We start from the raw sequence: 12,831 nt of genomic DNA on the forward strand, positions 1-12,831 counted from the left end.
CCAAGCTTCGGGACGCCGCGCGTTCCAGCCAGCAACACGGACAAGACGAAAGAAGGACGCTGCCATGGCGCGCGCGCTCGGGCTCGATTTCGGCACGACAAACTCGGTCCTCGCCCTCGCCGACAGTGCAGGTGCGACGCATTCCCTGCCCTTCACCTCGCCGGCCGGCACCACCGACACCATGCGCACCGCGCTCGCCTACATGAAGCAGGGCCGCTCCACGCAGAACCTCGTCGTGGAAGCCGGACAGGCGGCGATCCGCCTGTTCATCGACCATCCGGGCGACTGCCGCTTCCTGCAGTCGATCAAGACCTTCGCCGCCAGCGCCGCCTTCCAGGCAACGACGGTCTTCGCCAGGCGCCAACAGTTCGAAGACCTGATGGAGACCTTCCTGCGTCGGCTGGAGGCCTATGCGGGCGACGGATGGCCGTCCGAAATCTCGCGGCTGGTCGTCGGCCGGCCCGTCCGCTTCGCCGGATCCAACCCGAACGAGGAACTGGCACTCGAACGCTATCAGGCGGCGCTGTCGCGTTTCGGCTTTCCCGAGATCCACTACGTCTACGAGCCGGTGGCCGCCGCTTACTGGTTCGCCCAGTCGCTGACCCGCGATGCCACCGTGCTGGTGGCCGATTTCGGCGGCGGCACCACCGACTATTCGCTGATCCGCTTCGAACGCCATGCCGGCGAACTGCGCGCCATCCCGATCGGCCATTCCGGCGTCGGCATCGCCGGCGATCACTTCGACTACCGGCTGATCGACAACCTCGTCGCGCCCGAGATCGGCAAGGGCAGCCAGTTCAGGAGCTTCGGCAAGCTGCTCGACCTGCCGGCGAGCTACTTCGCCAGTTTCGGACGCTGGAACCAGCTGTCGATCTTCAAGACTACGCGCGAGTTCCAGGACCTGAAGTCGCTGGTCCGTCACGCCGCCGAGCCCGAGAGGCTGCAGCTCTTCGTCGATCTGATCGAGTACGACGAGGGCTACCCGCTCTACCAGGCGATATCGGCCACCAAGATGGCGCTGTCGCAGGCCGAGGAGGCCGAATTCCACTTCGCCCCACTCGGCGCTGCCGGCCGCAAGACCGTCCGCCGCGCCGATTTCGAGACCTGGATCGCCGACGACCTCGCCCGCATCGAAGGCGCGCTGGACGAGGTGCTGGAGACGACCAACACGTCCGCCGACGGCGTCGACAAGGTCTTCCTCACCGGCGGCACCTCCTTCGTGCCGGCCGTGCGCGACATCTTCGCCCGCCGCTTCGATGCCGACCGCATCGAAAGCGGTGGCGAACTTCTCTCCATCGCGCACGGCCTCGCCCTCATCGGCGAAAGCGGCGATGCGGCCCGCTGGGCCGCTTGAAACCGCGGCGGCAGGCAGCGATCACGCCGCCGATCAACCGGCCTTGATCCACGGCTCAGCATTTTTGGCTTGATCGGCCAGCCTTGTTTCGGCCATCACTCGCGCGCCGACGCCGGATCGGCCGCAAGAAGCCCAAGAGGACACGCCGATGGCGCGCGACACGACCGATTCCAGCCCGATCGAGGGGCTCGACGAACTGGTCGCCTACATGGCCGCCGGCAACAAGCCGAAGGACCAGTGGCGGATCGGCACCGAGCACGAGAAGTTCCCCTTCTACGTCGACGGCAACGCGCCCGTGCCCTACGAGGGCGAGCGCGGCATCAAGGCCCTGCTCGACGGCATGCAGAAGACGCTCGGCTGGGAGCCGATCATGGACGCGGGCCGGATCATCGGTCTCGTCGAGCCGACCGGCCAGGGCGCGATCTCGCTCGAGCCCGGCGGCCAGTTCGAGCTGTCGGGCGCACCGGTGGAGACCATCCACCAGACCTGCCGCGAGGGCAACGCTCATCTCGCCCAGCTGCGCGAGATCGCCGAGCCGCTCGGCATCCGCTTCCTCGGCCTCGGCGGCAGCCCGAAATGGACGCTGGCCCAGACCCCGCGCATGCCGAAGTCGCGCTACGACATCATGACGGCCTACATGCCCAAGGTCGGTAGCCAGGGCCTCGACATGATGTACCGCACCTGCACCATCCAGGTGAATCTCGATTTCTCCTCGGAAGCCGACATGCGCCGCAAGATGCAGGTGTCGCTCCGCCTCCAGCCGCTGTCGACCGCGCTCTTCGCCAATTCGCCCTTCACCGAGGGCCGGCCGAACGGCCTGAAGTCCTGGCGCGGCGAAATCTGGCGCGACACCGACAACCAGCGCTCCGGCCTGCTGCCCTTCTGCTTCTCGCCGGATTTCGGCTTCGCCGACTATGTCGAGTGGGCGCTCGACGTGCCGATGTATTTCCTCATCCGCGGCGGCCGCTACTACGACTGCACCCACGTCACCTTCCGCCAGTTCATGGACGGTGCGCTGCGCAACTCGGTGCCCGACGGCCTGCCCACCATGGGCGACTGGGCCAACCATCTGTCGACGCTGTTCCCCGACGTGCGGCTGAAGCGCTTCCTGGAGATGCGCGGAGCCGATGGCGGCCCATGGCGGCGCATCTGCGCGCTGCCGGCCTTCTGGGTCGGCCTGCTCTACGACGAGGAGGCGCTCGACGCCGCCGACGCGCTCACCCGCTCCTGGACCTACGAGGACGTACTGGCCATGCGCAACGGCGTTCCCGCCCAGGGCATCGGCATGCCCTTCGGCAACGGCACGCTGCGCGACGTTGCCCGCGACGTCCTCGCCATCTCGCGTCTCGGATTGAAGAACCGGAAGCGCCTCAACCGCGACGGCTGCGACGAAAGCACCTTCCTCTCCACCCTCGACGAGGTCGTCGCCCGCGGCACCACCTCGGCCGACGAGATGCTCACCGCCTACCACACCCGCTGGGGCGACTCGATCGAGCCGGCGTTCCTGGAGTATGCGTACTGAGGGCAGCGAGAGGCAACCGCCTCCGATACGACGTGTCGCGCGCTCCGGCACGTTGGCGCAGCCCACCAACGTTCCTCATCCTGAGGTGCGAGCGAAGCGAGCCTCGAAGGACGCACGACCATGCCGGCGGGCAGGGTTGATGGCGCAGGGGCGTTGCGTCCATGCTTCGCCTTTTTGTGGCTGGCCCCGCTTCCCCCATTGCGGCGCCCCCTTCTCCTTCGTCATCCCGGGCGAAGCCGGAGCGAAGCGGAGGCGCAGACCCGAGATCCATGCCTCGGCGGATGTCGAATGGCGGGACACGGAGAAAGACGGGAGCCGCCGGGAATCTCCAGCGCCGTCACGCTTGCCGGCGATGGCGAGGCATGGATCCAGGACACGTCGTCCTTCGCTGCGCTCGGACGTCGTTCCGGGATGACGAAGGTGAGCAGTCGCGGACGTGGCGGCGGAAGCTGTCACCTTTTGGAAGTGTGCAGCCAACTCACCGCTCCTCATCCTGAGGCGCGAGCGGAGCGAGCCTCGAAGGACGCACGACCANCCTGAGGCGCGAGCGGAGCGAGCCTCGAAGGACGCACGACCACGCCGACGGGCAGCGTTGATGGCGCTGGGGCGTTGCGTCCAGGCTTCGCCCTTTGCCCTGGCCCCGCTTCCCCCCATTGCGGCGCCCCCTTCTCCTTCGTCATCCCGGGCGAAGCCGGAGCGAAGCGGAGGCGCAGACCCGGGATCCATGCCTCGGCGGATGTCGAATGGCGGGACACGGAGAAAGACGGGAGCCACGGGAATCTCCGTCGCCGTCACGCTTGCCTGCGATGGCGAGGCATGGATCCCGGACACGTCGTCCTTCGCTGCGCTCGGACGTCGTTCCGGGATGACGAAGGTGAGCAGTCGCGGACGTGGCGGCGGAAGCTGTCACCTTTTGGAAGTGTGCAGCCAACTCACCGCTCCTCATCCTGAGGCGCGAGCGGAGCGAGCCTCGAAGGACGCACGACCATGCCGGCGGGCAGCGTTGATGACGCAGGGGCGTGGACGTGGTTGAGCGGCGGCCGCTCGCCGGGCGTCTCGTCACCACCGCCAGCGCCTCGTCAGGAATGGCTGGCTCTTCGACCGGAAGACGGGGCTTGAGCGCCGACACCGTCGCCGGATACCGGACCGCTCTGGGCAATTCCCCGCGACAATGGCATGATCCCGAACGACATATTTGCCCCGCTTCGCCGGCCCGTCACGGAGACCCGCCATGCTGCCCCTTTCAGACATGCTGTCCGCCCAGAACGGCATCGCCATGGAGGCGCTGCAGCGCCAGTTCAGCCTGACGCAGCAGCAGACGAGCCAGGTGGTCCAGGCGCTGCTGCCGGCGTTTTCGACCGGGCTGAAGCACAACGTCTCGGATCCCTACGGCGTCGGCGCCTTCCTGCAGACGCTGGCGGGGGGCAGCCATGCGAAGTTCTTCGACAATCCGATGAGCGCCTTCACGCCCGGCGGCCAGGCGGCCGGCAACGACGTGCTCAGCCAGATCTTCGGCTCCAAGGAGCTGTCGCGCGCGGTCGCCGCGCATGCCGCCACCGCCACGGGCATCGGCCAGGAGGTCATCAAGCAGATGTTGCCGGCCATCGCCGCCATGATCATGGGCGGGCTGTTCAAGCAGGCGTCGGGCCAGCTGGGAGCCGGCGTCCAGCCCAATTTCGGCAATGCCGGGCTCGGTGGCGCGACCAATCCGATGGGCGCGATCCTGGCCGAGATGATGCGCCAGGCCGGCGCGCTTTCCGGCGGTCAGCCGCAGCAGCCCGACCCGATGGCAAACCCCTTCGGCAAGATGATGCAGGACATGTTCGGCGGCGCGCAGCCGTCTGCCGCGAAGAAGGCCCCGGAGCCGTCCGCAAGGAACCCGTTCGATCCCTTCGGCCAGAATCCCTTCGGCAAGATGATGGAGGACATGATGACGGCCTGGCAGCCGAAGCCGGAGCCCGAGCCCGAGCCGACCAACCCTTCCGGCCGCCCCCGCACGCCCTGGGACGATCTCTTCGGCGAGATGTTCGAGACCGGCGCCAAGCAGCGCGACGAGGTCCAGAAGAACATGGAGACCATCGTCGGCGAATTCCTGAAGGGGATGGCCCGGCAACCCTGAGGCTGGGACACCGCACGACGTCCGGCGGCAGGCATCGGCTTGCGCCATCATCGCGGAGGTTGAATGATGGAAGGGGCAAGCGACACCGAGGGCGCAGTTGTCGACACGGTCCGCACCTATGTCGAGGCGATGTGCGCGGGCGACGAGACCCGACTGGCCTTGGCCTGGCACGAACGCACCTGCTCGATCGGCCATTTCGAAGGCAAGCTCGAATGGGACGACCGGGCGGCCTTCGCCGCGGCCGTCCAGGCGGCGGTGACCGAGCCCGTCACCGACCCGCACTGGCGCATCCAAGAGATGAGAATCATAGGCGACATGGCTTTCGTTCATGTCGAAGACGACTGGCTCGGCCTGCGCTTCGACGACTTCCTGACGCTGCTGCACCACGAAGGACGTTGGCAGATCGTCTCCAAGACGTTTCACCTGCGCGGTCCGGCTTGAGGGGCTCAAACCGTCCTCCCCGATCCGCTCGAACACAGGCTCGGGCAAGCCTGGAGACCTAGTCTCGCGCCGACGCCGACCGGCCGTGCGGGAGAGCCAGCCCGTGCGCCCGCCCGGTGCGGCCCCGCGCGGGGCCGGAACGAAAGGCTGCGGGGGCTTCCTTCATGACCATCTCATCGCTTTCGGTGATCCAGATCCGGGCGCTGCCGGCCTCCACCATCGCGGCCTGGACCGAAGAAGACGTCGCCCAGCTTTCCACCGCCCAGATTCAGGCCCTGTCGTCGGGCCAGGTCGGCGCGCTCCAGCCGGACAGCGTCGCGGCGCTGTCAACCACCCAGGTCGGCGCCATCGCCCCGCGCGCCATCGTCGGCTTCAGCCTGGACCAGCTCGCCGTTCTCGCCACCGATCGCATCGCGGGGCTCGGCGGCTCGCAGGTCGCAGCCCTCACCGCCTCGCAGATCGCCGGCCTCGCCGCCGCGCAGGCCGAGGCGCTGACGTCGTCCCAGGTCGCGAGCATGAGTGCGCGCCAGCTCGCCGCGCTCGATTCCGCCGCGTTGCAGACCTTCTCCACCGCCGACATTGCCGCCATCCGCACCACCGCGATCCCGGGCCTGACGGCCGACGGCATCGCCGCGCTGAGTGCCGACCAGATCGCAGCCCTGACACCGTCGCAGGTCGGAGCCATGAAGCCCGCCCAGGTCGCCGCCTTCACCACCGGCCAGATCGCCCTTCTGTCGACAGCGCAGGTCGGCGCGCTCAACTCCTCGCACGTCAAGGCGCTGAGCGCCGAGGTCGTCGCCGCCTTTTCGACCGACCAGATCGCCGCGCTGTCGACGCGGGCGGTGGCCGGACTGACGGCAGCCCAGATCGGCGCGTTTTCCAGCGGCCAGGTCGACGCCCTCTCGACCGGGCAGATCGGCGCGCTCAACGCCACGCAGGTCGCCGCCTTCTCCGCCGAAGCGCTCGCCGCCTTCTCCGCCGACGACATCGGCGCCATCCGCACCACCGCCATCGGCGGCCTCTCCGACGAAAAGGTCGCCGCGCTCTCGGCCGGACAGGTCGCGGGGCTCCTGCCGGCCCAGGTCGCGGCGCTGAAGCCGTCGCAGGTCGGAGCCCTGTCAACCGCGCAGGTCGGCGCGCTGACCGCAACCCAGGTCGCCGCGCTGACCTCGCGGCAGGTCGCCGTGCTTTCCACCGAAGCCATCGCCGCCTTCTCGACGGAACAGGTGGCCGCACTTTCCGCGCGCGCCATTCCGGGCCTCACCACGGCACAGATGGGTGCGTTCGGCATCGAGCAGGCCGACGCTTTCACCGCCACCCAGATCGCGGCGCTCAACGCGCGCCAGATCGGCACGCTCGACGTCGCCGCGATCCAGACCTTCTCGACCGCCGAGATCGCGGCGATCAACGTCACCGCGCTCGCCGGGCTGACCAGCGACGCCATCGCCGCCCTCGACGTCGGCCAGGTCGCCGCCTTCACGACGCGCCAGGTCGCAGCGCTTCGCCCGGGCCAGGTCGGGGCGCTCGACGCCCAGCAGGTCGCGGCGCTGACCACCGCCCAGGTCAAGGTGATGACGGCCGCCCAGGTCGCCGCGCTGCCGGCCGATGCCGTCGCCGGTCTGTCCACCGAGCAGTTCGCAGCCCTCGGCCCCAAGGCCATCCCCGGCCTGACCACCGCCCAGGTCGCCGCCCTCGGCACCGCACAGGTCGAAGCGCTGTCGACCGCGCAGGTCGGTGCCCTCACCGCCGCGCAGGTCGGCGCGCTCGGGGATGCGGTCGCCGAGACTTTCACCACGCTGAAACTCGCAGCGATCAAGCCCACCGCCGTCTCCGGCCTGTCGGCCGACACCATGGCCGCGTTCTCCGAAACCCAGGTCGCCGCGCTCACGGCCGCGCAGGTCGCCGCGCTGAAGCCCGCCCAGGTGGCGGCGCTGGTGCCCGCTCAGGTCGAGGCTCTCACCGTCACCCAGGTCCGCGCCCTGACCTCCAGCCAGGTCGCGGCCATGGATACCGAGGCGATGGCGGCGTTCTCGACCACCCAGATCGCCGCGCTGTCGGCCAAGGCCGTCGCCGGCCTCACCACCACCCAGATCGCCGCCCTGTCGACCGCGCAGGCCGAGGCGCTCACCGCCGCGCAGGTCGCCGGTCTCGGCGGGACCCAGGTCGCGGCCTTCGGCGCGGCCGAGCTTGCCACCTTCACCGCGGCCGAGATCGCCGCGATCCGCACCACGGCCATCACCGGCCTGTCGTTGGACGCCATCGCCGCGCTCGGCGCCGACCAGGTCGCGGCCCTGACGAAGACGCAGATCGCCGCGCTCGCTCCCGCCCAGGTCGCGGCGATGACGCCGGCGCAGCTGGCCCTGCTGTCGACCACCCAGGTCGCCGCGCTCACGGCCACCCAGGTCGCAGCCCTCGACGTCGAGGCGCTGTCCGGCCTGTCGGCCGAACAGATCGGCGCGCTCGCGCCAAAAACCGTCGCCGGCCTCACCACCGACCAGGTCGCGGCCCTCACCGCGGGCCAGGTCGATACCTTCACGACCGCCCAGATCGCCGCGCTGTCTGCCGCCCAGGTCGGCGCGCTCGGAACCGCGGCGCTGCAGACCTTCTCGTCCGCCGACATCGCCGCGATCTCCACCACGGCCATTTCCGGCCTCTCCGCCGAGACCGTCGCGGCGTTGGCCACCGAGCAGGTCGCGGCGCTGACCACCGCCCAGATCGCCGCCCTGAAGCCGGTGCAGGTCGCTGCCTTCACGCCCGCGCAGTTCGACGCCCTGTCCACCGGACAGATCGGCGCGCTCGGCGCCGTCCAGGTCGCAGCGCTCGCCACCGAGACCGTCGCCGCACTCGCCCCAGACCGTCTGGCCGCGCTGTCGACGAAGGGGCTCTCCGGCCTCTCCACCGATGCCATGGCCGCCCTGACGGCGACCCAGGTCACCGCGCTGACGTCGACGCAGCTTGCCGCGCTCACGGCATCGCAGGTCGGAGCCCTTTCGGGGGCGGTGCTGGAAAGCCTGAACCCCGAGACCATCGCCGCGCTCAGCCCGTCCGGCCTGTCCGGCCTGCCCGCCGCCAGCTTCGCCGGCCTCGCCCCCACCACGATCTCCGCCCTGACCACGGCGCAGATCGCGGCGCTGAAGCCGGCGCAGGTCGCGGCCATGACCGAAGAGCAGATCGGCGCGCTCACCACCGCGCAGGCCGGCGCGCTCTCCGGCACGCAGTTCCTGGCGCTCGGCGCCGGCCAGATCGCGGCCTTCACGCCGCAGCAGGTGGCGGCGCTGACGACGGGCGTGATCTCCAGCCTGAGCGCGACCCAGATCGGCGCGCTGTCTGCCGCCCAGATCGACGCGCTGACCACCACGCAGGTCGCGTCCCTGAAATCCGCCCAGCTCGCCGCGCTCGGCGCCGACAAGATCGCCGCCTTCTCCGCCGAGGACATCGCCGCCATCGATGCCACCGCGCTGCAGGGCCTGTCGTCCGACACCATCGGCGCGCTGTCGCTCGAGCAGACGGCGGCGCTGCGGCCGGCCCAGATCGAGAAGCTCACCTACTACCAGCTGCGCGCCATGAGCGGCGACCAGCTCGGCGCACTCACCGCCATCCAGGTCGGGGCGCTGAGCGCGCTGCAGGTCGCCTCGCTCGGCACCGACCGGATCGGCGCCATCACGCCGCCGCAGATCGCAGCCATCGACGTCGACGCGATATCGGGCTTCTCGACCGCGCAGCTGTCGGCGCTCTCGGCCGAGCAGGTCGAGGCCTTCACGCCGGCCCAGGTCGCCGCCATGACCGCCGAGCAGATCGGCGCGCTCGAGACCGGCGACCTCGCGCAGTTCTCCACCGAAGACATCGCCGCCATCGGCACCGCCGCCATTCCCGGCCTGTCGGGCGCGCAGATCCTCGGCCTGAGCCAGGTGCAGTTGCAGGCGCTGACATCGAGCCAGACCGCCGTGATGAGCTCGCAGCAGCTCGCCTCGATCATCGAGGCCTACGAATCCTTCGCCTGAGAGGATGTGAAAGAATGCCCGTTTCCGCGCAGCTTGAGCCAAAAATCTCAAGGATTACAGGGGCATTCTTTCGCATCCTCGATTGATTCAGAAACTCTGAGCAGACCCGCCAACGAAAAATGCCCGGCGGCTCCTGGGTGGGAGCGGCCGGGCAAGGTGGCAGGCATGGCCGGGGGGACCGGCGGGAGTCAGGGGCCTGCGGTCGGGGAAGCCGGCGCCCGCGGGCGCACGGCGAATTCGGGCGGGTCGGTTCAGCCGATGCGCCGCGCCAGCGCCTCGTAGGCGCGGATGCGCGCTTCCGAGATCTGGCCGAGCTGCTCGGTCGGGTCGACGCCGAAGGGCGACTGCCACACCACGTGCAGGTCGCTGCGCGTCAGGCCGATGTCGGACAGCTGCGCGTCGCTCATCTCGCCGAGGCGGTAGATCTCGCGGCGGTTTCGCCAGGCGCGGAAGATTTTCGCCAGGAGATTGACCGCGGCCACGGCAGCGTTCGCCACGCGCAGCCCGAGCGCCGGACGCACGGTGGCGGGCGAGAGGGTGGTGCGGGTGTCGAGGGCGGTCATGGTCGTTCTCCTTCGTTGCTTGCCGCGGCACGCACGAATCCTTTGCGCGGGAGCGGATTCCCCGGCGCTTCTCGGCGTTTCGTGCCCGTTGGCGGAACGATGCCGTTCTGGCAGCGACGGATTGATTAGTCGAACGAATGTTTTTAATCTTTGACATCAACCAAGCTGATGGATTGTCCCATGGCCGCCCCGCTCGATCTCGACCAGCTCCAGACTTTCATCGCCATCGCCGACACCGGCTCCTTCACCCGCGCCGCCGACGAGGTCTTCCGCACCCAGTCGGCCGTGTCCATGCAGATGCGCCGTCTGGAAGAGCGCGTCGGCAAGCCGCTGTTCGAGAAGGAGGGCCGCACCAACCGGCTGACCGAGGACGGCGAGCGGCTGCTTGCCTATGCGCGGCGCATGATGCGGCTGAACCGCGAGGCGCTGGCAGCCCTCGACGACAACCGCCTCGAGGGCTCGATCCGCATCGGCACGCCGGACGATTATGCCGACCGCTTCCTGCCCGAGATCATGGCCCGCTTCGCCCGCTCCAATCCGCGTGTCGAGCTCTCCGTCATCTGCGAGCCGACCGTCAACCTCGTCGAGCTGATCCGCCGCGGCCAGCTCGACATCGCCCTCGTCACCCATGACGACGAGCGGTCGCCGTCCGAGGTTGTGCGCCGCGAGCCGCTGCTGTGGGTCACCTCGGCCAACCACATGGTGCACGAAGAGCCCGTCGTGCCGCTGGCCGTCGGCCGCCCCACCTGTCTCTGGCGCCAGGCGACGCTCGACGCACTCGACCGCGTCGAGCGCGAGCACCGCATCCTGTTCACCTCCTGGTCGGCCACCGTCATCATCGCCTCGGTGCTGGCGGGGCTCGCCGTCGCCGTCCTGCCTGAATGCGCCCTGCGCCCCGGCATGCGGGTGCTCACCGAAAGCGAGGGTTTTCCGGCCCTGCCCGACGGCCGCATCGGCATCCTGCGCGGCCATTCCAGCCAGCCCGAGATCGTCGAGGCGCTCGCCCGCCACATCGCCGAAAGCCTCGACAACATCTCGCTCCCCGCGCCCGAGGATCCCGGCAGCTTCGACTTCGCCGCCATCGGGCTTGCCATGCGCGGCCGCCGCCACAAGCCGGGGCAGATGGCGGGCTGGTGAGGCCGCGCCCGGCGCGCTGCTCAAGACCCTTCGCTTCGTGAGTGGCCCTTCTGGCCCTGTGCGACTGCAAGCCGTTGTGACTTTCCGGCAACGGTCGGCAACAAGCGCCAGGCACAACTTGTCGGCGATTGTTGTGGCAATGGCCGGCGTCATAGTTAGCTATCAAATGAATCAAGAAGTCTGTGCGGAGGATTACACAAGATGCGCAACTCGTCTCTCATGCTCGGAATGGCGGCCGTTTCCGCCATCGTCATGACGTCTGCGCACGCGGCCGACGTCATGGTGGAAGCGCCGCTGACCCCGGCCGAACGCGCGGTCATCCTGGAGATGGACGTCTGGGGCGGCTATCTGTCGAGGAACGGCGACGACGTCATCGGAGACGAGGAGGACGACGGCCTGCCGCTGCTGGGTCTCGGGGGCATGATCGCGCTTCCGGTGGGCGAGACCGGCCTGCTGCAATTCGAAGCCGACGGCGAAGGCGCCTTCCACGACGACGGGCTTGACGACGACACCTATGAAGGCGGCCTCACCGGCGGCGGTCACCTCGCCTGGACGAACGGGCATATGCTACTCGGCGTCTTCGGCGGCGGCGGCAAGGTCTGGACCACGGACGAAGAGGGCCCGATCTACTTCGGCGGCGCCGAGGGCAAGGTCAACTTCGCCTCTGCCGCATTGGGCTTTCAGGCTGGCTACATCGGCGCCGACAGCGAGGACGGCGAGCTTTTCACCGACGCCTACTTCGTGCGCGGCATCGGTCAGGTCTTCTTCAACGGCGGACGGACGATGCTGCAGGGCGACTTCGCCTATGCCAACGGCACCCAGGATTTCGACGAGGGCATCGACGAGGATGAACTCGACGTCTACGCTTGGGGCGTCGAACTCGAGCACGCTGCAACCGAGAGCGGCGCGCTTTCGGTGTACGGGGCCTACGAAGGTCTCCACCTCGTGGAGGACAGCGACGGCGGCACGCCGGACAAGCTCACCGACCACACCTTCCGTGCCGGCCTGAAGTTCCGCTTCGGCGCCTCCGGCCCGCAGGAGCGCCACCGCGCCACCGCCTTCGACCTCCCCAACATCGCCCGCTGGCAGGGCGCCACCCCCGCGGTCGACTGATACGTCCGACCGAAATCCGACTGCAAAGAAGCGGCTCCGGCCGCTTCTTTCGTCTGTATCCACTCGCTCCCCGGCATTGTCGTCCCGCAACGGCGCTCGAGCGCGGCGAAGGACGACGTATCCGGGATGACAAGCCGGTGGGGCAGCCAGCCGCGACGCCCATCCTCCAACCCCACGAAGTGGGGGGAGGTGCCGAGCGAAGCGAGGCGGAGGGGGGACGCCGCCGGACCGAACCGCGAGCGTCGCCGGTCTGGCACCGTCGGGCGGAGGGAAATCCGGGGACAGTTTACTTAATTCGGTAGGTTCCGACGCCTTCCGCAGTCGTTCCCGATCCGAATTAAGTAAACTGTCCCCGCATTTCCGGCACCCGATCCGCGTCTGCCATCGCCAAGGAAATCAACCCTTTGCACGAATTTCACCCCGCTCTGTCCACACCCCTCCCACGCTGCCGCACAATGACCGCAGCTGAAGGAGGACGGACGACGTGGGTGGTGCGGTACGGAACGGGCGGAAGCTGAGGAGCATGATTGCGGTGCTCGGCTCGATGGCGGCCAAGGCCGACATCGCCGCCGGCCGCGCCT

The 12,831-nt window shown here is 69.0% G+C and carries 8 protein-coding genes; 7 read left to right on the top strand and 1 reads right to left on the bottom strand.

The features are described from left to right. Positions 1 to 64: 64 nt before the first annotated feature. The 5 genes from N1F91_RS05985 to N1F91_RS06005 all read left to right on the top strand — a co-directional run bounded on the left by N1F91_RS05985 (position 65) and on the right by N1F91_RS06005 (position 9,437). Positions 65 to 1,354, top strand: a complete 1,290-nt coding sequence (locus tag N1F91_RS05985; RefSeq protein ID WP_289990829.1) for an Hsp70 family protein — start codon at positions 65 to 67, stop codon at positions 1,352 to 1,354. 148 nt (positions 1,355 to 1,502) lie between these two features. Further along, complete coding sequence (locus N1F91_RS05990; RefSeq protein ID WP_289990830.1) at positions 1,503 to 2,876, top strand: glutamate--cysteine ligase; 1,374 nt, start codon at positions 1,503 to 1,505, stop codon at positions 2,874 to 2,876. A gap of 1,231 nt (positions 2,877 to 4,107) precedes the next feature. Beyond that, positions 4,108 to 4,995: a DUF937 domain-containing protein gene (locus N1F91_RS05995; protein WP_289990831.1), complete on the top strand. Its 888-nt coding sequence runs from the start codon at positions 4,108 to 4,110 to the stop codon at positions 4,993 to 4,995. Positions 4,996 to 5,058: 63 nt separating this feature from the next. Continuing rightward, positions 5,059 to 5,436 carry a nuclear transport factor 2 family protein gene (locus N1F91_RS06000; RefSeq protein WP_289990832.1) on the top strand — a complete coding sequence of 126 codons (378 nt, stop codon included), beginning with the start codon at positions 5,059 to 5,061 and terminating at the stop codon, positions 5,434 to 5,436. Positions 5,437 to 5,600: 164 nt separating this feature from the next. Continuing rightward, a complete protein-coding gene (locus N1F91_RS06005; RefSeq protein ID WP_289990833.1) occupies positions 5,601 to 9,437 on the top strand; it encodes a hypothetical protein in 3,837 nt (1,278 codons plus the stop codon). 251 nt (positions 9,438 to 9,688) lie between these two features. Here N1F91_RS06005 and N1F91_RS06010 read toward each other — a convergent pair whose 3' ends face one another. After that, the gene (locus tag N1F91_RS06010; protein ID WP_289990834.1) at positions 9,689 to 10,000 is read right to left on the bottom strand and encodes a DUF1127 domain-containing protein; all 312 of its coding nucleotides are present in this window, start codon (positions 9,998 to 10,000) and stop codon (positions 9,689 to 9,691) included. Positions 10,001 to 10,180: 180 nt separating this feature from the next. Here N1F91_RS06010 and N1F91_RS06015 point away from each other — a divergent pair, with 180 nt between their 5' ends. Next, positions 10,181 to 11,137, top strand: coding sequence for a LysR substrate-binding domain-containing protein (locus N1F91_RS06015; RefSeq protein WP_289990835.1), 957 nt, complete (start codon positions 10,181 to 10,183; stop codon positions 11,135 to 11,137). Between the two features lie 201 nt (positions 11,138 to 11,338). Then, a complete protein-coding gene (locus tag N1F91_RS06020; protein WP_289990836.1) occupies positions 11,339 to 12,250 on the top strand; it encodes a hypothetical protein in 912 nt (303 codons plus the stop codon). The last annotated feature ends 581 nt before the right edge of the window (positions 12,251 to 12,831 follow it).

The sequence above is a fragment of the Aquibium sp. ELW1220 genome, assembly GCF_030398385.1.
Lineage (GTDB): Bacteria > Pseudomonadota > Alphaproteobacteria > Rhizobiales > Rhizobiaceae > Aquibium.

What these genes read in the sequence shown, in the direction of transcription:
- N1F91_RS05985 (WP_289990829.1), top strand. Translation starts at nt 65, where the DNA reads ATGGCGCGCGCGCTCGGGCTCGATTTCGGCACGACAAACTCGGTCCTC.
- N1F91_RS05990 (WP_289990830.1), top strand. Translation starts at nt 1,503, where the DNA reads ATGGCGCGCGACACGACCGATTCCAGCCCGATCGAGGGGCTCGACGAA.
- N1F91_RS05995 (WP_289990831.1), top strand. Translation starts at nt 4,108, where the DNA reads ATGCTGCCCCTTTCAGACATGCTGTCCGCCCAGAACGGCATCGCCATG.
- N1F91_RS06000 (WP_289990832.1), top strand. Translation starts at nt 5,059, where the DNA reads ATGATGGAAGGGGCAAGCGACACCGAGGGCGCAGTTGTCGACACGGTC.
- N1F91_RS06005 (WP_289990833.1), top strand. Translation starts at nt 5,601, where the DNA reads ATGACCATCTCATCGCTTTCGGTGATCCAGATCCGGGCGCTGCCGGCC.
- N1F91_RS06010 (WP_289990834.1), bottom strand. Translation starts at nt 10,000, where the DNA reads ATGACCGCCCTCGACACCCGCACCACCCTCTCGCCCGCCACCGTGCGT.
- N1F91_RS06015 (WP_289990835.1), top strand. Translation starts at nt 10,181, where the DNA reads ATGGCCGCCCCGCTCGATCTCGACCAGCTCCAGACTTTCATCGCCATC.
- N1F91_RS06020 (WP_289990836.1), top strand. Translation starts at nt 11,339, where the DNA reads ATGCGCAACTCGTCTCTCATGCTCGGAATGGCGGCCGTTTCCGCCATC.